The 24672-nt window shown below is 54.8% G+C and carries 13 protein-coding genes and 1 pseudogene; 5 read left to right on the top strand and 9 right to left on the bottom strand.

Features of this window, described 5'->3' with window-relative positions; all coding sequences use genetic code 11:
- Positions 1-75: 75 nt before the first annotated feature.
- Positions 76-5199, bottom strand: a complete 5124-nt coding sequence (locus SH139x_RS10930; RefSeq protein WP_488355258.1) for a haloalkane dehalogenase — start codon at positions 5197-5199, stop codon at positions 76-78.
- 280 nt (positions 5200-5479) lie between these two features.
- Between SH139x_RS10930 and SH139x_RS10925 the strand changes: the two genes are divergently transcribed.
- From SH139x_RS10925 to SH139x_RS10915, 3 genes are all read left to right on the top strand, one after another.
- A complete protein-coding gene (locus tag SH139x_RS10925) occupies positions 5480-7312 on the top strand; it encodes a sigma 54-interacting transcriptional regulator (protein ID WP_488355257.1) in 1833 nt (610 codons plus the stop codon).
- Positions 7313-7449: 137 nt separating this feature from the next.
- Positions 7450-8592: a hypothetical protein gene (locus SH139x_RS10920; protein WP_488355256.1), complete on the top strand. Its 1143-nt coding sequence runs from the start codon at positions 7450-7452 to the stop codon at positions 8590-8592.
- Positions 8593-8641: 49 nt separating this feature from the next.
- Positions 8642-11086 (top strand): protein kinase domain-containing protein, encoded by a 2445-nt coding sequence (locus SH139x_RS10915; RefSeq protein ID WP_488355255.1) that lies wholly within the window; start codon positions 8642-8644, stop codon positions 11084-11086.
- 46 nt (positions 11087-11132) lie between these two features.
- Here the strand turns inward: SH139x_RS10915 and SH139x_RS10910 are convergent, their stop codons facing one another.
- Complete coding sequence (locus tag SH139x_RS10910; RefSeq protein WP_488355254.1) at positions 11133-11285, bottom strand: hypothetical protein; 153 nt, start codon at positions 11283-11285, stop codon at positions 11133-11135.
- A 339-nt stretch (positions 11286-11624) separates the two neighbouring features.
- On the opposite strand from SH139x_RS10910, the gene SH139x_RS10905 reads away from it, so the two are divergent.
- A complete protein-coding gene (locus tag SH139x_RS10905) occupies positions 11625-12668 on the top strand; it encodes a tyrosine-type recombinase/integrase (RefSeq protein ID WP_488355253.1) in 1044 nt (347 codons plus the stop codon).
- Positions 12669-12885: 217 nt separating this feature from the next.
- Here the strand turns inward: SH139x_RS10905 and SH139x_RS10900 are convergent, their stop codons facing one another.
- The 6 genes and pseudogenes from SH139x_RS10900 to SH139x_RS10875 all read right to left on the bottom strand — a co-directional run bounded on the left by SH139x_RS10900 (position 12886) and on the right by SH139x_RS10875 (position 21020).
- A complete protein-coding gene (locus SH139x_RS10900) occupies positions 12886-14028 on the bottom strand; it encodes a hypothetical protein (protein WP_488355252.1) in 1143 nt (380 codons plus the stop codon).
- 36 nt (positions 14029-14064) lie between these two features.
- Positions 14065-14868: a trypsin-like peptidase domain-containing protein gene (locus SH139x_RS10895; protein ID WP_488355999.1), complete on the bottom strand. Its 804-nt coding sequence runs from the start codon at positions 14866-14868 to the stop codon at positions 14065-14067.
- A gap of 339 nt (positions 14869-15207) precedes the next feature.
- Positions 15208-15702 (bottom strand): annotated as a pseudogene (locus SH139x_RS10890) (FHA domain-containing protein); the annotation flags it as partial.
- Positions 15703-15722: 20 nt separating this feature from the next.
- Positions 15723-16574, bottom strand: coding sequence for an FHA domain-containing protein (locus tag SH139x_RS10885; RefSeq protein WP_488355251.1), 852 nt, complete (start codon positions 16572-16574; stop codon positions 15723-15725).
- Positions 16575-16723: 149 nt separating this feature from the next.
- On the bottom strand, positions 16724-20305 hold the full coding sequence (locus SH139x_RS10880) for a protein kinase domain-containing protein (protein ID WP_488355250.1): 3582 nt from the start codon (positions 20303-20305) through the stop codon (positions 16724-16726).
- An 82-nt stretch (positions 20306-20387) separates the two neighbouring features.
- Positions 20388-21020 (bottom strand): RNA polymerase sigma factor, encoded by a 633-nt coding sequence (locus SH139x_RS10875; RefSeq protein WP_488355249.1) that lies wholly within the window; start codon positions 21018-21020, stop codon positions 20388-20390.
- Positions 21021-21889: 869 nt separating this feature from the next.
- Here SH139x_RS10875 and SH139x_RS10870 point away from each other — a divergent pair.
- Positions 21890-23710, top strand: a complete 1821-nt coding sequence (locus SH139x_RS10870; protein WP_488355248.1) for a recombinase family protein — start codon at positions 21890-21892, stop codon at positions 23708-23710.
- Here SH139x_RS10870 and SH139x_RS10865 read toward each other — a convergent pair.
- The gene (locus tag SH139x_RS10865; RefSeq protein ID WP_488355247.1) at positions 23692-24618 is read right to left on the bottom strand and encodes a DUF4365 domain-containing protein; all 927 of its coding nucleotides are present in this window, start codon (positions 24616-24618) and stop codon (positions 23692-23694) included. The two genes, SH139x_RS10870 and SH139x_RS10865, sit on opposite strands and share 19 nt — an antisense overlap.
- Positions 24619-24672 lie beyond the last annotated feature (54 nt).

Genomic DNA, 24672 nt, shown 5'->3' with positions numbered 1-24672 from the left:
CACTACGGATAGATTCTTATCTGCCGTTCGCCTTAAATCGTCTTGGATCTATCTGTTGCTGCTTCTTTTTCCTCCTCAGAAGAATCGACCAGTTCGAGCACGAAGGCCATCAGGTATTCGCTGAGTCGCCAACGTCGAAAGCAAGAGTTCCGCCGGATCATCAAACGCATCCGATTGAAGCGCCGCATCCACGAGCGCGGGCGTTAGCCTCGTCGCACGACCGATAAGATTCGCTGAACCACGGATGCCATCCTCCATTCGCATATTTAACATGTTGGCTAGGCCGTGCTCACCGACGGTTTCATGAACGTGTGTGAGCATGCGCCGAGCGAGTAACATTCTGCCAAGGCTCGGTTCGCGTCGCTGTCCGACCAACATGAGCAACGGAAGAGGCCCCGAGATGCGATCACGAATCAAGTCTCGCAGCGTGTCATCCTGTGGCTCGTCCTCTAAGTCGGTAGTCCCAACGATCTCGATGGACGTTTCCGGGTTCGGTTGATTTGTTGGGTCGTAGAGCGTGCCAGCTTTCACATCGACTCGCACTGGCGTGACGCCTTCCGGGACAACCAGGACCACATGATTGTCTTGGTCTCCCAGGTCCTCAAAGCCGACTGGAGAATGTGCGTCGCCGTTGACGTCGATCAGGCTGATTCCAAGCAGTTCCTCCGGCCCAAGCTCACTGCCAAACATCCCGGTCACGCCGCCTTGCCAAGTGGTTTGGACGCGGGCGGGGGTCGTCTGGTTGCCATCCATGTCCATTTCAGCGGGGTCGAGAACCGCGGAAACCAATGCCGCACCGTCTTCGTTGGTCGTCACTTCGGATGTAAGTCCTTGAAGCTCTTCACCATCGATCGATTGCAATGATCCGATGACGGTAACGCTTACTGGCACGTCATCGGACGAACCGAGTGGCCCCGCCAAGAGTACGGTTCGCAGCTCATCGGATTCATCAGCCGGTGCCAGCGTGGCGACAGTCGGTGTCGTGGTTGCTCCGGAAGCAGTCGTGATTTCAAAGTCATCCGGCGACAAGGTGGAACCATCGATTTGCGTTGAAAACACCAAGGGCATTCCATCGTCGCCTGCTTGTTGCTCGGCACCGGTGATCGCTTCGAGCGGTCCTGGGATCGGAACGTCGACGGCACCCAGATAGGCTGACAGGATTTGGGCATTGGTTTCGTCGCTGTCGACGCCCTCGATGCCGTTCGCTTGATAGAACGCAACGAGCTGCGTCGCGATCTCTTCACCTTGATCGTCCTGCAGGAAGTGGCTCGCTTCGGGAAGCCGCGTGTGCGGTTGGCCGCCTGATCCTGGCACGTGATCGATCAACCGCTGCTGCACTTCGGAGCCGCCCAGGTTGCCGGGATCGTTGCCACCCCAGATCGTGACGAACGGCTTGTCGTAGGCGCCGAGTCCCGCCCAGGCTTGGTCGTTCACGCCCGGGAGGTCGTTGATCACCGAGGGGAACGAGCGTGGGCCAGCCATGTAGGCGCGGGTGGGGAACGGCGCGTCATAGGCCGCCTGCTCGTCGGCCGGGATGTCGAACCAAGTCATCGCTTCAACAACGTCCGAGGGCTTGAAGGATGCTCCGGTCATCGCGAAGTTCATCCAGTTGCCGAAGTAGGCGTCGCCGAAGGCACCAGCGGGGCCTTGGCCTAGCAGTTCGCCGTCCGCATCGCGGAAAGGAATCTGTTGTGCAGGCATGACGGTGAACGGCGAGGGGACATCGACGATCACGTCGGTGTCGAGTACCGGCGGGAAGGGTTCGGTTCCCGCAGGAATGACGGGCAGATTGCCGTTTCCGATCGCAATGCTCGCGAACCATTCGGGGTTTTCGCCAGCGACGTGCAGGCCGATGAGGCTGCCCCAGTCCTGGGCGAAGAGGTTGATGTTTTGTAGGCCGAGTTCGCCGATGAACTGCTCGAGCCGATCGATGTGGACTTCGTAGGTGTAGTCGTCGACGTCGGTCGGCTTGTCGGACCGGCCCATGCCGAGGTGGTCCATCGCGATCACACGGTAGCCGGCGTCGACGAGCACGGGGATCATATCGCGGTAGAGATAAGACCAAGAGGGCTGGCCGTGCAGCAAGAGCACCACCGGGCCGTCTTCGGGGCCTTCGTCGATGTAGGCCTGACGCAGGCCGTCGATCTCGACATACTTCGGTTCGTAGGGCCAATCGGGCAAGTTCTCGAACTGCTCATCGGGGGTCCGCACGAACTCAACGCCGTCGGCGGTCGTGTAGACCTGGTCGGCCGGTTCGTTAGGGATCGCCGTCTCCACGCCGTCTTGGACGGCAATGGTGGTAGCCATTGGGGCGGCGACCGGGCCGTTCGCGTTGACCGGAACGGCGTAGTAGGCAAAGGTGCCCGGCGTGGTGCCTACATTGACTGAAGCGGTCCAGCCGTCGGCACCATTGGTGTCAGTGCCGACGAGCATATCGGTATTCTGCAAGCCGGGCGCGCCGTTGCTCTCGCGGAAGAAGACAACCTGGGCAGCTGTCACAACGGGAGTCGCGGTAAGCGTGATGTTCGAGCCGGTGGGTGCCGGGTTGGGATTGGCAGTCAGTGAGGCAACCGGCGTGGGATCGGTGGGTTCACTGGAGCTGTCGAAGGGCGTCCGCTGACTACCGTCAAACGCGCTGACGGCCTCGGTGCGATAGAGGTCGAAGGAGAAGCGCTGCGTGGGTGTCAGGTCGATGGGGCCGACCGCGGGATCGTCGTTGGCGGGCTCGTAACGCGTCCATCGAAATGCGTTCGGATCGCCATCGACCAGCGGCTCGCGCAGGTTGTAATACGATTCGGTCTCGGGCGTGGTGCCGCCGATGCGGATCGTCGGGCCTCCCTGGAAGTAGTCGCCTTCGACATAGAGCTCCGGATACTCCGCGGCCGGGAACACCGGCGTATTGTCGTAACCTTCACCACCGTTGATCCAAGAGTGCTTGACCCACCACTGGCCGGTGCCGTCGCTCTCCATCAGTTCCTGACCGCTGCCGTTCAGGTAGACGGCGTCGGGGTGGAAGCTTACGGGTTGGCCGTTGGGCAGGGTGGTGGTCTCGCCTGGGCCGATCTGCGGCGGAGCGAAAATCTGATCACCCACGCGAGTCTGGGCGTAGATCGTCACGCGTTCGGTCTCGTAGTCGACGTACACGTCCTGGTGGGCCATGGCACCCGGGGGGAAGCCGGGAATGTTGAGTTCGCCAACAAAGTAGCCGTCGTGGTAGCGAAGCGGGTCGATGCCGACGTATCCATAGGCATTGCCGAGGTCGTCGACCAGCACGTCGATGGTGTTGCCGTCGCTCACCGTCACACGTAGCGGCTCTTCGAGGGTGATCACCTCGAAGACCCAACCTTCGGGCAGGGTTAACCGATCGCCAAGCCCGGCGAGATCAGCATTTTCGATTTCCGTGCCGGTCGACTGCATCACATACATTTCGCCTACCGGGCTCGTGAGCTGGTAGATCTCTGAGCCGGCGTAGTAAATCGTATCGGTGTTTCGGCTGACCGTTTGCGGCACGTACGGGTCGCTCTCCAGCGATGTCGGCGCTGACGCAAGATCGAGCTCGATCGACCCGATCCGTTGCATCTCGAGTTCGCCGAACGTCTGGATCGTCGTCTCGCCCGAGGTCAGGGTGCCGGCGTCGGCGAGCAGGTAGCGTGGGCCGTTGAGGATCACCTGCGTCGCGCCGAGCTGCTGGGCAGCGGCCTCGAGATCGATCAACGCGGCGGCCTCCGGCGAGGTATCCGTGCCCTGCGTGCCCCAGACTTCGGTGGTGACCGAGCCGTCGGCGGGATTGACGGTGACTGCGATCAGCTCGGTGTAGGCTTGGCCGCGGTTGGATGAGGCCGGGTCTTCCGTGTCCTGGTAGACGGTGCCATCGAACGGACTCACGCCGGCAGACCGTTGCATCGTGTGCGACCGGGCGAGGTCTGGAACCGGAGTCAGGTCGATCGGCCCAGCCGAAGGATCGATGTTGGCCGGACGATACCTCGTGATGGTGTACGTGTCTGGATCGGTATCCGTGTTGACATCACGGATGTTGAAACCAACTGCCCCCGTGTTCTCGTCGACCCCGCCGACTCGAATCGAGCCGTCTGCTTGTAGCTCGCCCTCGACGTAGACCTCGACATACTCCTCAGCCTCAACTTCCACGTTGTAGTAGCCTTCTTCGGCGATCACCGCGTGCTTCACCCACCACGTGCCGGTGCCGTCGGCCTCCATCAGCTCTTGACCGCTTCCGTTCAAGTAGACGGCGTTTGGATGGGCGGCGAGGGTGCTGCCGTCGGGCAACGTCCCCGTTTCACCAGGACCGACCTGAATCGGCGAGACGATGGTGTTGCCTACTTTAACTTGCGCGTAAACCGTGACGTAGCCCGTCTCCGTATCGACATGAATGTCGTTCACGAACGTGGCCGGGACCGGCGATCCTGGGAGCGTGGCTTGGCCCACCCAGTAGCCTTCGTGAGCCAGTAGCAGAGCGGCTTCTGTTTCGCTGACCGCATCTTCCGAATGCGGGCTCACTGGATTGCCCGCCAGGTCGGTGATGTCTTGGGTACTGGCAAAGTCGAGATCCAACACGCCGTCCCCGCTGATCGAAGCTATCGAGACGGAGTAAGTCGATTCGTCACTATCACCGTTGTCACCAATCGTGATTTCACCGGTCGTCACACCACTGGCCGTGACCTCAAAATCGTCCGCGGTGACATTGACCACGTCTTCACTGAAATTCAGCAGGAATGTCACGCTGTCGGCGTTGGTCACTTCTGCCGACGGAGTCTGTCGACTGATGGCGACCGTGGGAGCCGTGTTGTCGATCGTGTAAGTCTCTTCCGATGTGATGCCCGGCGACGGTTGATCGATTAAAGCGTCGTCGCCCAAACTGCTGTCGCTGCCTGTGCTAATGCTGTTCAGGCGGTTGATGATCCACAGCGCATCGAGCGGCGATAGTTGACTATCCCTGTTGACATCCATCGACAGATCGACCGCGTCGGTCGATTGATTCGATCGGCTTAGCGCATCAATCACCATTAACGCGTCAATCTCTGACACGTGGCCATCACGATTCACGTCGGCAGGCTCGAAGGTCCTTGCCATACCGAGATCGGCGGCCAAAAGCTGACGCGCTTCGAGCCGTTCTGTTCGAAGTCTGCGTGGTGCGAGCGGTCGGGAACTTCGATGTTTTTTTTGTGATCGATGTCGTTTCACGGTAGCGCGTCCAATTTCGAGAGAAGCGGCCATCGAGGACTTTTGCTGCGAGAATCGATGGACCAGGGGAAGGGCTCTCGCGCTGCGACATCAAAGCAGCATCAATGCCAAACTGGATTTCGAACACACCTTTTGTTTCGTAAGTGCTTTCTGGTAGATCACTTACGGAAACTTGTTTTGTTTTTTCCAGTGAGCGTGTTAAGCTTAAGTGTGGTTATTTGGGCGCACGTATTTGGGCGCTGTCTAAATCTGTGCGCTCCCTTGATGGTGAAATCGATCGATGCAATTAGTCGTCTTGCAGGGCAATTCACCCGGAGAAGTCTTACCGCTCGACCCTGGCTCGTCCTGCAACCTGGGCCGGGACCCGGGGGCGACTCATCAACTCAAAGATGCGTCCGTTTCGCGATTACACGCCGTCATTGAGCAATCAAGTGGTGCTTGGCGAATCAAGGACAACGGCAGTCTGAACGGAACGTTGGTCAACGGCGAGCCGATCCAGCAGAGCGACATCCAGGCAGGTGATCTCATCCGCATCGGAGAGTTCTTGCTGATTTTTTGCAGCGACGACTCCGAAGGAATCGATGCTTCGCAGCTTGTCGACAACACGCGCGTTCGACGGCTGGCTGGTGAGGAGAAGCGGCGTTTCGCCGACTCTCCGATCGGAGCGGATTCGACCTCGGCACCCATCCGAAAGTTGAGCTTCTTGTACCGGCTGTCGCGTGAAACTTTCAAAACGACCGACGTCGATCAACTTTTCACCTATGCCCTTCGCTCTTCGATGGATGTGATCCGCGCCGAGGCAGGCAAAGTGGCTCTACGCAGCGTTGGTGGCAGGCTACGGTCGATCGTTCAGGGCGATCTTGCCGCCACGTTTGACTCGGGCCATCTACTTTCGAATTGGGTCATCGAGCGTGATGAAGCTCTCTTGCTATGCAGTCAATCGGATACACCTTTTGCCGCCAAGAAGTCGGATGTCGTTGATCGTGGTGCTTCGATTGTGGTTCCCATTCCAAGCAGTTTTGGTGCGTGCGGTGCGATGCACCTGATCAAGCCCGAGGGAGAGCACGTGTTTACTTCCGAAGACCTTGAGTTCATGGTTGCGGTCGCCCAGCAACTCGGTATGGCAACGGAGTGGCTGCAGCGACTTAAGCGAGTTGAAACGGTCAATGAACGGTTGCGGGAACAGTTGGGGCGAACCGCTCAACCTCGAATGATCGGCGAGTGCGAAGCGATTCAAGCACTTCGAAATCAACTTTCAAAGGTCGCGACAACCAATACAACCACTTTGATTCTTGGAGAAAGTGGAACTGGAAAAGAAATCGCAGCACGATGCGTTCACAACCAAAGTCAGCGACGTGACGGACCATTCGTGGCTGTCAACTGCGCTGCCTTCAGCGAAGCTCTGCTCGAAAGCGAATTATTCGGGCATGAGCGAGGTGCTTTCACGGGCGCCGAGAAACAGCGCATCGGGCAATTCGAACGTGCGACCGGCGGAACGATCTTTCTTGATGAAATCGGTGAGATGTCCCTGAACTGCCAAGCCAAGGTGCTGCGACTGCTCGAAGGCCAGCCCTATGAACGGGTCGGCGGTACGACGCCCATTCAAACCGACGTGCGTATCGTTGCCGCCACCAACCGAGACCTGGAGTCGATGGTCGCAACGAAGCTGTTTCGCGAAGACCTTTGGTTTCGCCTACGTGTCGTCGAGCTTCGAATGCCACCGCTCCGCGAGCGTGGTGCCGACATTCTGATACTGGCTGATTTCCTTTTGGACACGCTCAGCCGAGAAATGGGAGTCGATGCCAGATTCTCGGAGGCCGCCTCGCAAGCCATGCTGGCACACTCTTGGCCGGGCAATGTCCGCGAGCTGCGGAATGCGGTCGAAAGAGCTTTGGTGCTGTGTACTGCGGAAGAAATATCCGCCGATGAGTTGGGGTTACGGACGGGAACTAAGCCGGAGCTAGAAGCATCGAATGAGCGTGTTCCGTCGCTGGCAGAAGTCGAATGGGAACACATTGCTCGTGTGCTGCAATTGACGCAAGGAAATAAGACGCGAGCGTGTGAAATTTTGAAGATTCCGAGAACTTCACTGTACAACAAGCTGAAAAGGTGATTCAACCGATAGAGACCAACTATCTGCAGGAACCAAACGGTAAAGCTCGCGGCAGATTCAGATATCGCTCGATGGCGAGCTTCAGTTATCATACACGTCAGCTCTAAACACTAAATGTTTTTTTTCCGGAAGTCGCAATGGCCCGCCGATTGTCGATTCAAAGCTTGGAAGACCGTCGCTTACTCGCCGCTCAACCGGTCCTCGTCGATGTCTCAACATTGGTAGGGACGCAGGCTGAGTCGCGTTTGGTTCAAAGCGATGTTCCAGCGATCATCCTGTCGCGTGATGGCATCGATCCGGTCGCGGTATCGGAATCCATGCTCGGCGTGTTACCGGAGGCAGCGTTCAGGGCAGAGGCTTTCAGGGCCGAGGCGTTACCGTCAATTACTTCGGAAGTCACGCAGAGGCTCAATTCGTTACGTCCGATGATCCAAGGGGCACTCGTTTCGCCAGCTTCGTCAGACGCTCGTCACGCGTTCCTGGAGCTGACAGATGAACTCGTTGATCAAGTGATCGGGCGTATCGATGCTGGGGAGGTCTTCGACGAGCCGACCACGACTAACGCCGAAGTTTCACCCGAAATCGCAGAAGCAATCCGCTCGCTGGTTCTCGACCGCTTGGTAGCCATCCAGTCCACCATTGAATCTCGCCTCCAATCTCAAGCAAGCGTGGAATTTCAAGGAATGATTTCAGATTGGCGGCCGGTTCAAACTGAATCGATCGTGGATGAGTCTCCACATCAACTGACACGGAGCAGCGATACCGGGGAAACCACGCCGCTGGATTCGTCAACCACGATCGGGACTGACATTCCTGATGTAGAGATCAATCATGTTTCCCATGCTCCGGATCCTGCCAAAGTGATCCCGTTGCAGCTTCTCGCACCTTCAGTCTCCACTAGTTCACAGACTCCTTTCGTGGAGGATGCCAGGAACACTCTTCGCGGTGCCTTGGATGCATTCTTCTTCTATGAATCCCGAGTAGAAGATGGCAGCCCAACAACCAGACTGGCGTTATTCAAACTCGGAGATCTTGTCGGCGGAGTTTCTTCGCTTGACTTGCTTTCGGCTCTCGATGCGACCACTTCCGACTTAGTCGAAACCGTTGATGAAGTTCGTCCTCGAATCGATGTTCGACTCGCCGCCTTCATCTCCGCCCTGACGATGGGATACGTGCTTCGAATCCGAAACCGCGGATCAAAGGAGCAAGAAGAATTTGACGAAGAGGGTGAGACACTCAAAATTGAGGGCAGAGTCCCGAGGCCAAATTTTGGTGTTTAGCGTTGAGCCAGTTACGCGATCGATGACGAAACGGACGGCGTGATGAGTTATGGATGAGGCCACCCAGTTCAGCACAAAGCCGTGGGTCGAACGGGTTTTGAACGATCTCCAGCAAGGAAGCGTGGAATCGATCGAGTCATCGTTGCCGGCGGACCCCGTCAAGCGTTTGCAGTGTCTCGAAGCGTACATCTTGGCGGATATCCGCTCCAAATTCACCACCGGTGAACGGGTCGACCAGGAGGACTATCTCAAGGCTTGGCCAGAGATCAATTCCGATTGGTTATCCCAGGCGATTCAGTGTGCTGCGGATCGCGACTCAGCACAACTAGTTTCTGAATCGGTCGAGTCACCAAGTGTCAGTCACGAACCATCACAAACTTCGTCCAAACCGCATCAATGGAAGAGCGGATCAACCATCGGGCAATTCGTGATTGGCGCGAAGGTTGGCGAAGGCGCGCATGGAACGGTCTTCGTCGCGAACGACACCCAATTGAACCGCAAAGTTGCCATCAAGGTCTCGCCGGACTCGGGGATCGAGGGACGAATTCTCGCTCGTTTGGATCACCCAAATATTGTCCAGATTCACGGGCAGTTTATGAGTGGCGCCTACCGGTGTTTGGTCATGCCATTGATCCAAGGCCCAACTTTCGTCGATCTGCTGAACCAAAAGCCTTATCAGAACACTGCAAAATGGAATTCCCAAAAGTTGAACGATTGGGTGGTCGAATTTGTTGAAGACAAGCATCCAATAAAGTCAGACGGCGAGCCTTCGATCGATGATCGACGGAGCACGGGTTCAAAATCCGATGCAAAGCAGACAACGTCCTATGCGGTTCTGATTTCCGAATGGGTGCTTTGCATCGCGCGGGCGTTGCAACACGCGCACTCGCGAGGTGTTTTGCACCGAGACATCAAGCCGAGTAACGTGATTCTTGACGGTGACGGGTCACCCAAGTTGATGGACTTCAACGTGGCGGCAGTCGACTCGGCACGGCCAGATTCTGGACAGCCTTCATTCGGCGGTACCCTTTCTTATATGTCGCCGGAGCACATGCGGGCGTTTGAAACGGCGACTGGCGAGGAAGATGTTGACACTCGATCCGATATGTACTCTCTCGGTGTCGTGTTCATTGAACTTCTGACGGGGCAAAAGAACTGGACAAACCAAGCTCAGCTTCTTGGTCTGCTGAATGGTCCATCGGTACCACGGACCCTGATACCAGTTCTATTAAGATGCGTTCAGCCAGAGCCTGTCGATCGATACCAGGGCGCTCACGAACTGATCCGCGATTTGGAAGCATGGCTGGCAAGCCGACGCCTGCCTCACGCTCGCCCCGTGAACGGGCTTGGGTTGGTCACCGAATGGTTGCGTTGTAATTCGAAACTCTTGGGTGCGGGAGCCGTATTGCTCGCCGTTGTCCTTGGTCTGATAGGTGTTGGTAGCTGGCGGGCCGAGACAATCATCGACCGTTGCGATGAGATGACCGAAGCCGCGGAGCGGCAAGTGCAACAGGGAAGCCTCGTGGAGGCATACGATACGATCGGGGACGCCAAGGGTTTAATCGCTTCGGCTCCCGCCGTACGGTTGCTTCGACCATTCGACAGTGAGCAACTGCATGAGCGTTGGGATCAACTATTGAGAGTTGGCAAAGCGGCTCGCCTGGAAAGTGATCTGGAAACCTTTCGTCGAAGCCAGCTTGCCTTCCTTCGCTCTTCTCCTACAGAGTCGACGTCGTCTGGTATCGCCACTGAGTCCCTCGCCGAGTATCACCTGCTTTTCAGAGACGATTGGGAGAGCCGTCCACCGTTCGCCTCTTTGAATGACCAGGAACGCATTGTTGCCTCGCAGCAGCTTACCGAACTGGTTTTACTGCTAGGGCTTCAGCGCGAGCAAATGACGGGTGCCCAGCGCAAGAAATGGAAAACGGTCAGAAATCGGCTACCCCTGCGTTACCGTAGCGCCTCGGCGTTTCGATTCCTTGAATCCGCAGACAACGATTTCCATGTTGGCAGCATGCAGACGAGTTCTGATGGCTTTGAAAATTATCTGCTTGGAATCGCACTCATGGATCACGGGGATTTTTCAGCCGCCAGAGAGCACTTTCAAGCATCACGAATGCAAGCGAGTCGCACATCGAAGCCTCGCTACTGGTGCCTGTACTGGGAGGCACTTGCCTGTCAAGAACTTGGGCAGTTGAACGAGGCCGCGGTTCTATACGGCGCATGCTTGGGACAAGACGCAGCGTATGTTCTGCCGTACATCAATCTATCCTTGCTTCATGCTGAATCCGAAGAGCTTGTCCTTGCACGCCGATTCATTGAGGAGGCTGTAAAAACCGATCCAAGCTCTGGCTTGGCACACGAGACGCGAGCCGCAATCTGCTTAAAACAGCAAGATTTGAAGGCGGCCCGCCACAGTATCGCCGCCGCAGAGAGCATTGGCTATGAATCAGAGAACCTCAGCGTTTACCGCAGTCTTTGCGAGCTTGAGTGATAATCCGCGGTTTCTCCACATGGGACCATCGTTGAAACTCGTATCGTCAAAATACTGAATCGAGCGTTTGGCCGACGACACCCGCCCCTACCCGTTGCTCATCCACGGGATCGTCCCGACAGAGTGAGGTCGCGCCGGGAAGAATTTCCCCAACCGATGGTGTCCCCACAACCGCCATTAGGTTCATTGGCTGGACCATCGCTGCTCCTTTTCAATGCGTTCCAAAGGTAAAGACCCAACCTATGCGAGAAAGCAATCGTTTTCAGATTCGGCGCGGCGGTTGCATCGACCGAACGGAGTTCGGTCGGGGTGAAACTCGCGTCGGTGTCTTCAGAATCCGGGCACCGACGCGTTGAAATGGCCTTCACCGAAAGTGCTCCGGTTTCATCGACCGGGACGGCGAGCGACGATTCGAACTATTGTGGAGAGTCTCATTTCTTGCCCAAGATTCGGAAGTCGAGCAGGGAGCATTCAGCACCGCTGCGCGTCGAGTGGAGCCTACCGGAAGTAGTCGACCGCAACGACGGAGATTCTCCCGATGTCGACCAAGTTTCCACCCGCCGTCAGACGATATTGCAAAGCCAAGAAGCACTCAAAGGGCACAAGCGACGAGTATCAAGCCACCGTGAAAAAGTGGATCAGCTGGGGCAAAGATATTCGTCTCGAGCATTTGTCTCGATCAACGATCCGTGATTTCCTAGATTGGGTTTACGACCATGCAGTTGAGAATGGAGGAGAGAATCCGGAACGGACTTCGAACAAGGCTCGTGACCACGTTCGTGCTGTCGCCGCATGGGCATGGGAAAACGACATCATTCAATCTCTTCCGCGATTCCCCAAGCCGCGTCCGCAACGAGATGTGGCGGGCCGTCAGTATCTGAGCAAGGCCGAACTGAATGCACTCTATTTTGCCACATATCAGATGCGTCGACCACGTGCTTGGACGCAGCCGCACAGTGTTGGGCAGTATTGGCGATCAGCGATTGTTCTGTTCTTCAACTATGGTCTGGACACCGGCACGATCTGGAAGACCAAGACAACTCACCAACCATTGTTGTGGAGACACGTTTTCTGGAACCATGAATCGCCAGACCGGCAGTCAAAACTTCGCTCTCGTTATGGATGGCTGTTCTATCGACGAGTTAAGACGAACAAATCGTTCTATCGGCCGATGAATCGAGCGGTACACGCACACTTACGTCGGCTTCAGCCACCGACGCCCGTACCAGATGAGCCGATCTTCGTAGGTGGTTCAGCGAGGCCTAATTCGATCTTCAAACGGCTGATCACGATCGCTGGGATTCGAGCCAAGGTCGATGTTGAAACCGGCGTTGCCAAAGACTGGTTGCTGAAGGATCTTCGCAAGACTTGCGCGACCTATTACGACGAGCACATGCCTGAGTCATCAATCGAAATTCTCGGTCATTCGGTGAGCGGAGTCACCTACCGTCATTACGCTCATCGAGATCCTTTGGCATTCAGAGCAATCACGACAATCCCCCAGCCGTCAGCTTTCATGGCACTACCACGTGGAATCGAGGGTGAATGCCCTTGCTGCCGGCGGACGTTCGCGGGCGGATGATCTACCGGTCGATGAAACCGGAGCGTCTTCGGTTGCATCCTTGTCGGGCGTCTGTTTGAATTCCCTGATGATACCGACGAGATTTTCGCTAGACGCTTCGACGACTCGGTCGATGCAACCGCTCGCATATAGCAAGCTGATCAATGCATCTTGCAAGGGCAGATTGCGAACCATTGGCGATTATCGAATGCCCGTAGGGCGAGAAGCTGTCGGGTTTCTACTTGGCAAGTTCGCCAAGATCCTCAGGTTTCAATGATTCATCTTCTTCCGCGACGGTCAAATAAAAGCCTCGCATCAGAACGAATAAGTTGTGATACGCGAACTCGCTTCCCGGCCTTGCCGGAGCGAACTCAACGCCGTTGCGATTCATGAAGCATAGGAGACTAACGACATGCTCGCCTTCATTCTCTGGGTCATATCCGCCTCCTCCTAACGGGCGAATGTCTCCGGTTTTTTCTACCTGAACAATCTCGCGATCTAATTCTTGCAAAAAGCGATCACCTGCATAGAAATGAGTGAAGCGATTGTGTTGCTTGACCCATTGCTGCACTTTGGCCGAACTGTGGAACTCCTTTGTCAATTCCATGAGCGCCCCTTCCATCCGACCGATGGTATCGACCGACGCTTGTCCCGCAGTCTCTGATTCCTTCGCAACGGCCGCCCGTGCGTTTTCAAACGCTGTACGAGAAGCTTTAAAATCATCCCAGCGTAGGATATACGGCCACAGGCTGATGGTACCATCGACTGTCTGACTTGCGGTAAATTTAAACGGCCCCTGTTTCAAAGTGATGTGTCCTAGCAAGTCCTTGTTCAATTCAAGCTGCTGGAGTGCTTCCAGACCATAACGGCTTTTATCGGGATCAAACTGATAGGGCAGAGATGATGCTGAAAGTCGAGCCAACACAAAGTTCAACGCGCTGCCGTTGCGGATGTTTGGGCCGCTCAGTTCGGGGTGGTTCTTAAGGCGATCCCACAGACGGCTATTTTGCCACTTTTGATCATTCAGGTATTTCATCCGAGCGATTTGGCGAACGTGATTTAACTCTAGCTTTTTTTGCTCGGCGAGTGTTTTACGCTCCCAGTAGATCCGCAATTCCTTCTTCCAATTGTCGAGTTCCTTGCTATATGCGTCCGCATGAAGATTGCGCGCATACGCAAAGTCTACAGCCGCGTCGCCCTGGGCGCGAATCAGATCGGCTTGGGCGTAGATCCGCGAGGTTACCGCATAGTAAGGGTCATAAACGGCCCACCGAAGACGAGTGGGATACACATAAACAGGATCAATAACAACGTTCTGTGCCAAGCCATTTTCTGCCGTTAAGTAACAGAGAAGGCATACTGCAATTGTGGTCTTAGCCATTTGGATGCTCGAATAGGTTTCGAAGAGACTCAACTGTTATCGGCATTCCCGCACGCGCTGAAAAAGTGCGGCATCGAACGTAAGTTCTTTTTCTGGATCAGTTTCAGTATTCGGCGGTGTTGGTCGCGAATAGATGCCCACGACTTGGCCCTGGGCATTCATTACCGGACTACCAAGATAAGCAAACTCGTGCTGCTGGAGAGTTCCCTTCGCTACCATGCGATCCTGCGAGCCTTCGGTCGCTTTCGCTAGCTGGCCGAAACGACTGGAAATCGTCGACAAATCAATCGGAACATTGCGATCTAAGTAGGGATCTTCCACGTCAAACGCATACCCTGTGACATGCAGTTTTTGGTTCGGTCGCAATTTAATCTCGTCCGCTACGCCGGGTAACCAATGCGACAGCGCCTGAGTAGTTTCGATGATGGCGACATCGTAGGTCGTTTTTTGATCAATCGCCTCAAATGCCTTGACGCGTGCCACGATCAATTGATCCTTGACCTGCTCGAACGCCTCCGGTGTCGGTGGCTGAGATTCCAGCTGATCAAAAATGGAGTCATGCTCTTGTTGTGCTTCGCGAGCTACTATGTTGGCAAGTTCAAACTGTGGATGGATAATAGTCGAGGTGATGTTCAGTTCACTCTCGGTCGAAGGTGAAAATAAAAAGGCTTCTGAAAAGCCGTTCTGTTGCAGATTCCGCATGGCATGGACAACTGAGGCGGTGGTCGCGATGTGCTGTGAATCAATCGCAAAGCCAGTACCGATACGAAACGGGGTTTCTCGTTCGGCATCGGTACAAACGATCAAGAATAAGGATTTTGAAAGTCTTTCTTGCGGCAACGTGACGGTTTGTTTCGCATCAGCCGTTGGTTCATTCGTTCCTTTGCCCGAGGTCATATCTCCCATTGGATCCTTGGCAACCGCGGTTTGCTGAGTCGTGGGCACAGGACTTGATGGGCTGGATTGCTGTTTATCGGCTGTGCCCAGATCACGCGTCACGATCCAGCCAATCACGGCAAACAGTATTCCAATTGCCCCAACTGCTGCCACCGCGAGCATGCTGTTGTTCGCTGGACGATTTGCTTTGCGATTTACTGTACGAATTTCTGAATTAATGGAAGTTGGTTGGGATCGCTTTATCAAATCGGCGACTTGATATCCCGTTGACCCAAGAAATATGGTATCGCTGTTTTGAACCGTGGCGCAACTGACTTTGTTTTCCACTTTGCCTACTGATGTACCGTTGGTGGACCCTAAGTCTTCGAGAACGATTTCTCCTGATGCGATAATTAGCCTGGCGTGATGTGTCGACACGTTCGAGCCACTGAGCACCAAAGTGTTATCCAAGCCACGCCCAAGGGTGATGACCGTTTTCGTTATTTCGGCTTCGACGGTCGCGGCCTGCTCTGAGCTTGCAGAACTCGTCGGTTTAATACTCTCTGGCCAGGGCATTAGTTGCGTTTGCCCCAGAGTGATTTTGTCCGACCTTGATATGTTTTGTGTCCCCTGCAAAAGTCGTCCATTGATATAGGTTCCGTTCGTGGAATCTAGATCCGTCAAAGACAGTGAGCTTCCATTGCTCGACAGGCGACAGTGCTGACCCGAAACCGTGTTGTTCTTGACAACGAGGTCACACGACGAATCGGATCCGATGGTCCACGAATGTTGAGTCATGATTGTCCACGAGCGTTGATTCAGTTTGTTCTGACGACTTCGGGCTGAAACCGAAATCGCTGTTGCCCTAATTGGAATTCGGTTTGTTTGTCCATCGCAAATCTCTTGACTCGAATCCAGACACCATTGACAGACTTTTGGTCCTCGATCATCCAACGCTCGGTTTCATTTTGATAGAAGCGAGCATGTCGGGGGCCAATGAAAGGATCGCTATCAATCGTAATCTGACAGCGTTGGTCTGCTCCCAGGAACGTTTCACCGCCGATGGAAAATGTTTGTGCGTTCTCTTCCGGAACTCCTGTCTCTGTAAGACGGGGGACAAATTGCTCCAGCATCGTTCGACTCGGCGCTCGATAAGCCTGCGTTTGCAAAGCTTCGGTCTCAACCGCTTCGTTTCCGGGTTCTGGAAGTTGAAAAAGGTAACGACGCCCGCCAAGGATTAACTCACTTTCGCGGGAGAGGGAGGCACGGAAGGCGCGAACAAACGTTCCATTCGTACTTTTGCGATCGATCAAATACCAGCGATATCGCCCTTTCTGCTTTTGGCAACGAAGCTCGGCGTGGCTGCTGGAAATGTCGCTGTCAAACGGGACGGTCAATTCACCTTTCTCACGGCCGATGGTGAATCTGGAATCGCGAATCCGAATCGCTTCGCCTTCCTCCCGACTGCCGTCGTCAAGGATGGTCAGCATGGCAAGGGGCTGACGATGGATCGGTCGAAAGACTCTGACCTGCGGTGATTGCGCAGTAGTCTCTTTGTTCGCCGGCGCTGACGGATGCGCCGCTTGCTTCTGCAGGTATTGCTGCAGCGGCTCCGCAACTGTCTGGATGACAGGTTCTTCTTCGGTATCGCGAGTGGAACGTTGATTCATTTTTTGTTCGTCTTTAAACGTTGGCAAAACGTTTTCGTTGAGTCACTCAGTGAGGAAGTTTCGCTGATGTAGATGCTACGGGGTCGATAACGCGTTCTTGTCCGAATGAGGTATCGCCAATTGTTGTCGATCGAATTCTGGTCGATCGTTTACAATTCGGTAATGGACTGTTTGAACCGCGTGATGCCCAAGCGGGGGCGTTGTTCCCTCAACTTTGCAACCGCTTGATCCGTGACGTTGGGCGTCCCCAGCCACAATTCCTCGATCGTCAAATCTGCTACGATTATAAGGCATTCGTCGGTGAACGTCTCGCCATTAAGAGTCAATTTTCGCAGGCTACTTGCTGCCATTAAATGCTTCAAGCAGTCGTCCGTCAGGAACGCGGGGCCGAACTTCTTCTTGCTTTCTTGCTCCAACGTAAGTTCCCTGAGGGCTTGAAAGTTTGCAAGCAGCTTCAGATCGTCGTTGATCAGATCAGTCTGATGGAGCGTGAGGGTCTCAAGTCGCTTTAACTTCGCCAATGCGGCAAGTCCCTTGGGGCCCAACCCAATCCGGTTAAATACCAGATGCTTTACGTTCTCAACGACGTTTGGCATCTCGGCCAGTGTGGCGATGCCCTCGTTGGTCATCTGGTTTGGGTAAAAGACGACCGTCTGCAAATCAGGCAGCTGCTCGAGCAGTGCGATGTGCCCGTCGTCGAACTCCTTCTGCTTCCGGAAAAAAGAAACCCCTTCGACTCGAATTTCACCATCGGGCAGCGTCCAAATCCACTTGCCACTGCCGGCCAACTGCACGCCGCCACCAAAATCCACGAACTGCTCGGCGATTTCACGATCGTCGGGCGAAGTCTCTGCCATTCGAGTCGCTTTCACCCGCGTTGCTGCGGCTTCCGCCTCAGATTTCAAATCGATGGCGGCTTTCTCGAAAAGATTCCATACAACGACCGGCATGTATCCTCCGGTGAGTAACAACCGTGTCCCGTTATCGGAGAAAGATAGAAACTTGACTCGATCTGCATTCTCGCTTTCCGAACGGTGCTGATAAGTCCAACGCTCAATCTCGCTCCCAGATTGGACATCCCACAAACTCAATTGATGGCCGCCGTCACGTCCCGCGGTGCTGGCGAACCATTGGCCGTCGTTGGTAAATTGCACACAATGCACTCGCCCCTTTTGTGGCCCGCTATTCCAAAGCTCTTTTCCCGTCGACGTGTCTAAGATCGCGGCAAAGGAAGCGGCTCCCCAGACGGTTCCGTAAGCCAAACGAGAGCCATCTGCCGAGAGATCCATGCCAGCGATACGTTTCATTCCCGCGATTTGTTCGTCGTACTCGAATTCAACCGGGACCTGTTTTCCAGTCATAGTATCCCAGAGGGTTGGGCCGCTGCGGAGGCTGATGACCGCGACCAGACGCCCATCCGCTGATGCATCGATGCTGTCGGCAAGTCGCTGATCATCCACTCCGGCTTGGAATCGGCTAATCAGCTTCCGAGTTGAAATCTCCCAGGTTAGAAACGTTGACTCTCCCTTGAGTTTGGCATGGTCATTGGCCAATGCAATCAGCTTTGTACCGTCGGCCGAAAGGTGTACCCATGGCACACTCGGCTCGATTGGCGATTCAAACGGCTCACCTTTTTGCTCGAACGTTTCTGCATTCCAAAGTCGAATTGTTTTGTCTTCGTGCCCCGTAACGATTAGCCGCCCGTCGGAAGAGAACGCAAGCGAGATTGCGTTTTCCATTTCAATGGGGATATCCAATGATTGCTTTGATTCGCAATCGGAGATGATGAGCGGACCTTCGCGCAATCGAAACGCAACCTGTTTTCCGTCGGGCGAAAGGGTTGCCAAATGCCAGTTCGAGGCGTTCGGTGCGCCATGGTCCCACTCATTCACGAGTTCGACTTTCGGATCGAACGACGAATTAAATGCCTGGATCGAAGCTTTGCTTGGAATAGATGCTTTTGCTGCGGACGTCGTAGAATTTTTGTCGCTGGGTTTCAATTCCGGACCGGTGCGGATGGCAACACTGCCGTCGTCGTCGACCTTCACAACCGCGTTCGAATCGGAATCAAGTACAACCTTTCCACCGTTGAAGTAGATGACCACACCCAACAAAACAGCTGCGCCGCCGGCAAAGCCTGATGCAATCAGCGGTTTGCGCCCGCCATTGTTTCGGTTCAACTGACTCGTCCTCATCTTTGGCGCCGTGATGGCAGCGGACGTCGATCGGGCAGCGGGCTCGACCATCGTGCCACGCGAATTTGAGTCTGTCTGTGCTGCGAAAAACGCATTGAGTGCATCGGTTTCAGTCAATTGGTGTTCACCGGAACTGACGCTCGCCGCTGGTTTGCCGGGTGTGGCTGAATTGGCTTGTGCGGTTTTGCGTCGCCCCTTGAGATAGGCCTTCAGTTCGGCCGCCACTTCGCCCATCGATGAATAACGATCTAGGCGGTTTTTCGCCATCATCTTGGCACAGATCGACTCCAATTCACGGTCGATGTCTTCACGAAGCTGCGACGGCGGCGCAGGTGTCTCGTTAACGATCCCATAGACCACTTTGGCAATCGGTCCAAGAAATGGTAGTTGCCCGGTGAGCAATTCGTACAAGATCACTCCCAGCGCGTAGATGTCGGCCGCAGTCCCGACTTCGTGCAACTCGCCACGGATTTGTTCTGGAGACATATAAGCCGGAGTCCCCACAGCCATGCCGCTTTGGGTGACGCGGCTTTCGACATCCATTTGTCGCGCCAATCCAAAATCCATCACGACCGGTTCCTTCTTGAGGTCGATCATGATGTTTGCTGGTTTTAAATCGCGATGAATGACATTGTGCTTATGAGCTTCGGCTAGCGCGACGGCCAATCGCTGCACCAAAATCGCCGACGTTCTTTGGGGCGGCAATCTGTCGGGCTTGATAAATTCCGACATGCAGCGTCCTTTGATGAACGCCATCGTGATGAAGTGACGTCCGTCTATTTCACCGACATCGTAGATCGGACAAATATTTCGATGATGAATCTTTGCCGCTGCGCGAGCTTCGCGGTAAAAGCGGGTGACCATGTCGTCATCGCCTGAGCCACTAAAGTTAGGTGTTTTGAGTGCGACTTGGCGTTCGAGCTGACTGTCGTGTGCCAAGTAGACCTTGCCCATTGCTCCGGCCCCCAACTCTTTGAGGATCCGGTAGCGTCCAAACTCAACAGGCAGCTCCAAGGCGGTATCGCGTTTCTTTCCGTCCTTGGTGTCCCGCGGGCTGTCGATCCGGCTGGTATCAATCGAGGCTTGCACCAAATTAGGTTCCGTTGGATTCGGTGACGACTCTTTCACGCTCGACTCCGTTAATTCGCTGACCAACTGTTGGACCAGTGGAAACTGCTTGGGAAAACGGGACTCGTAGCTAGCGAGAACCAGGTCGGCGTGCACGTTGCTTCTGGCTTCAAATTCGGCAACGACTAGATCTGCGTCGACCGTCTCAGTGGTTCCAAGCGCAGGACATTGCTGCAAGTACTCTTCCAGCATGCGACCGTCCCCAGCGGACCAACATCGCTGTAAATCGATTTTCACCAACTCAGAAAGGGCTAGGTCGCTATATTGCTGACTGGGGTGTGAAGCGACGCGACCTGCGATCCCCTCAAACGATTCCGGCGCCCAGCTCCCGTCAAAATCCAACAGCAGTGCTTCCAGCTCATTTCGTTCTTTGACCTCAAGGGCGGCCAATGGATCGGCGAATGACATAGGATTCCCATGACTGGAGTTATTTTATACCAAACGTGCGTTTCTGGGTCTAAAGATCCTATCGCAGTGGTGGAAAAGAGTGTCAACCAGAATCGACATTTTTTTTCGAAATCGGTGCATCCAGTGACGAAATCTGTACAAAACGCCGTGTTAGACGCTCTTGCACCAGCTTCAGGATCCGATGAATCGATTGCCGTGACAGATCAACCTCCTTGGCGATCTCTGATCGATTTCTGCCCTCCAGACGCATGGAAATGATCTCAGCTGTGCGATTCGGAAGCCCTTCCAAAACCAGGTCAATTTCTTCCCAAAGCGCGAGTGCGTCTTCGTGTGATGGCCGCCGGTCGAAGATCTGATCCGGATCCGACATCGCATGGGCGACAGCAACATCTCTTCGCTCGGCGGTATGCCGCCGAGCTTGAGTACGGGTCTTGCACAAAGTCAGCGTAACGAGAAGTTGCCATAATTGCTGCGAGTGCTCGATTTGGAACTTGCCTTCTTGCTGTCGCCGAAAGAATGTGCGAAACACTGACTGGACGACATCATCACCATCGAAACGCTTCAACAACGCCGGATGAATGTTGTTGCTCGCCAATCGCACGAGTCTGCGAGAGTAATCGTCAAACAGCTTTTTGACGGCGTTGGAATCGCCAGCCTTCAATCGCTTTTGAAACGATTGGAAGTCGAACGACTGGGTTAATGGATGGCTACTCACGTCGTTTGGCCTTGATGGCATTGTCATTGGGTTGGCGTGTGCAACTCTTGTTCAATTTGCTAATTGAGGCGTAACTGCACTATTTGGATTCCCCATTATACACTGTACGCGGCATGACCATCATCCTGTCGGATCCCACATGCATAACCGGCAGAACAAGCCAAAAGCAAGTTAGCACTTGAATGGGTGCCCCAGAAGATCTTTCCCATGATTAGCCATCATTGCTAACTGGTGTTTATTGGAATCAGACATTCGTTCGAGCGGATCGCCGCCGAATCGGGCACGCCTGAACGGCGTACAAAACATCGTTAGGCATTGCCAATGAATCACTCCCAATCTGCGACGGCTGGACAAACTTCGCTGAATTGCCGGACTCCTAGACATGACTTGGGTGCCCGCGACCGAGGTGATTTTCGATGCTCCGGTGGCCGACACCGGGGTCTCGCAATCTAACGAATTTCGACACTCCGTGCATCGGAACACGTGCCTACCAACAACGATTGTTCTCCGAGCAAGTCACCGCCGAGTGCCTCGTCCCTACCGACCGTCGAGGCCGAACCGTCGACGAACGGAAATCCCGCCCCGAACAACCCGACAACCACTGGGTTGACCGTCTCGTCGGATGTGCTGTGGCCGCCTCGATGCAGGCATCACTATTGTCCGGAACAGATCGGCCATCCGGTTTTGCAAAAGACTCATCAGCCGGTGAGTAAAGGACGTCGCTGCGCCCACTGAATCCAAGCCTTGGGATTGCAATCGATAGAGCAAGAACATTTTCGAAAAAAGCAGATGCTCGTTTCGACTTTTATGCTCAAAAGTTGGAAGGTCTAGAGGTAGTGAGAAACATCGGAAACACTACAAGATCAAAAATGTCTGAAAACCTCGAAGAACAAATTCGCGAGAACGCCGCTGGGCCTGCGAAGGCGTCCGGCGATGCCGGCTCGGTGGAGCAGCACAAGCTGACCGAGCAGATTGCGGCCGACAAACATCTCGCCGGCAAGCAGGCGGTAACGGGAACCGAATCCGCCAACCGTCCTGAATTCCAAGCGTTGCTACGGGATGCGGAACGCGGCCGGTTCGAGGCGATCCTGTTGCATGAACAAAGCCGTTTCTCGCGCGAAGACATTTTCGATGTCATGTTCCATTGGCGTCTGCTTCGCGAAGCGGGCGTCGATATAGTGACGTGCCAACGCGGGCGTCTTCGGTTCGATGACCTTGGCGGAATAATCACCGCCATCATTGATCAGCACGGAGCCCGCGAGGAATCTATCAAGCTCGCGACCCGCGTCGTTAGCGGGCAGCGATTGCGTGCGAGCCAAGGCAAGCGTATCGGTGGAACGCTCTGGGGCTACGATCGTGAGATGTACGACGACCAGGGCAAGCTAGTAAAACGCATCGGCTTCAAAGAACGGTTTCGTAAGCCGCCGACGTGGTCCTCGCAGTTGGTCCCCTCCGAAGACGCAACCGTTGTCGATAGCATACGTTGGATGTTCGAGGCGGTTCGCCAGGGGCATTCCGTGGGCCATGTCTGTCGCGGTTTGAACGAACGAGGACTGACGACGATCGCTGACAAGCGGTTCAGCTACAACACCGTGCTCGGCATGATTCGCAACGCGACTTACGCGGGAAGGCTTGTCGCCGGCAAAACGTCGAAGGCAAAGTTCTGCCGCTTCGACCAAGAGGGTTTGATCATCGTCGAAGACGCCCACGAGGCTATCGTCTCGCCGGACGTCTTTGACGCTGTTCAGGTCACGCTAGCGGCGCGGAAGCGAAGCCACCAACGTGGCGACGTGGGTAAGTACATGCTTAGCGGACTTGTTCGCTGCGTTCATTGCGGGAACCGTATGCACGGAGTCCACCGAAAAGAACGCGGCCGACCCACGCCCCAGGTCTTCTACCAATGTGGAAACGCTCCGTTGACGCCTGGTTTCGATCCTAATTGCCCACACCCTGCCGTCCGCCAAGACCGATTGGAGTCGTTTGTCATTGGAACGCTGCGTAGCCACCTATTGAAGACGAAGGCGGCCGACCAAATCAAGGATGCGATCCGGCGAGCCAAGACGAAACGTTCAAAGCAGACGACGGGCGATGAACGGAAGCTCGCATCGGTGCGACAAAAGATCGAACGCGGGACAGAGAACCTAGCTCTGGCCGACCGCGAGAACTTCTCAGCGATATCGAAACTACTCTCGCAATGGCGAGACGAGGAATCAGCCCTTCTAACACGCATCGAGAACCGAGCGATCGAGCTTGCCCCGCTACCCGAAGCGATCGAAGTGATCGAACGCATGGGCGAGAACTTCGCCAACCTGAAATCAGCCGGTCGAGTCCAACTGGCTCACGCCATCCGGCTAACGGTTGATTCGTTAACCATCGGTACACGAAACGCGACGACGGGCGGAATCAAGCATCCTGAGTTATTTGGCGAACTAACCGTGCATTCATCGCTCGCCAAGAAACCCATACGCATCCCCGACGAGGAAATCGGCCGACGAAAGATCTGGCGAGAGATCGCCGACCTAGTCCGGCAATCCAAAACGCCACTGCACCTAAAAGACTTCTGCAATCACATCGGCACCGAAGACGCCAGTCACGCCGCCTACCACGTCCGCCGAGCGGAGAGAGCTGGATTGATTCGGAAAGTTGGTCATCAAGGAGGCTGGATAACGTCTCATAGAGGCGGTGCATAAAGCGTGTCTTTCGCGTCTATTCGATCACTCGCATTCTGGCACTGCTTGCGAAGTCGGTCATGCATCGCATGAGGGCTTTCCTCAGTTTTCGAGAACGCCTCGACGGCAAGATATCGCTCCGGTGACTTTCGTAAGCATTCCGAAACACGTTGTCCGAGGGGAGTCAATGAGGCAACGATATCGGGAACCATCTTGAGTTCGTACCACTGCTGGTCGAAGTCCAAAGCAAAGTTCGATGTTATCTCAAAACTCAGGCACAGCATCGAAAAGCGGTGAATGAATTCGTACTCGTCTTGTCCAATACCTAGTGCTTGGGAGCCTCTAATTGAGCAGAAAAGCTCGTGGAATCTTGCCATCCGAATCTCGAAGTATTCGCTAGTAGGATGCAAGCAAGCCAGCAGGAAATCGGCGCCAGATAGAGTTACTCCACTTACCCGTACTGTTGTTGAGCAAAGCGACTGAAGCACCGCTAGCGGGTCATGCATCAGAACTGCAATTTCAAGTAGCTGATCTCTGGAGCCTGCGGTTAGTTGCTGATGCTTGGGTATTTTTATCGCAGTATCACGCAGTTGGTCCTTGATGGCCGTAAAGAGCGTGATGTCCGTATCGGGATTGTGGAGAACAAGAATCACCGGAAGATTCAACGATGCCCAATAGTTTCGATGCTTGGTGCTCGGGTAGTAACTGAAGTGCGCATCACTCTCGTGCTTGAAGTAGCTTGGGCCAGACTTAACTTGAACAGCTAGGATTTTACCTGTGCTCGTAACGCGGTCATTCTTCTCCAGGAACTCAATTTGTCCGTCGACACCGACGTCGTGACACGGCGTTGGTCTCCAAATCGCATTCATATCGATGCATGCACCATGAAGCTTGAGAAGTCCTCTGTCTTCCTGGAGGGGGTCCGGCATTTCGAGTCACTCGTAAGTGTTATGGTTTTGGTCGGCGATAGGAAATTGAATCAG

Source organism: Kothea flammea (assembly GCF_052161645.1).
Taxonomy (GTDB): Bacteria; Planctomycetota; Planctomycetia; order Pirellulales; family Pirellulaceae; genus Laterigemmans.
The sequence above is the reverse complement of the archived record's forward strand: the minus strand, read 5'-3'. Positions and strand labels throughout refer to the sequence as shown.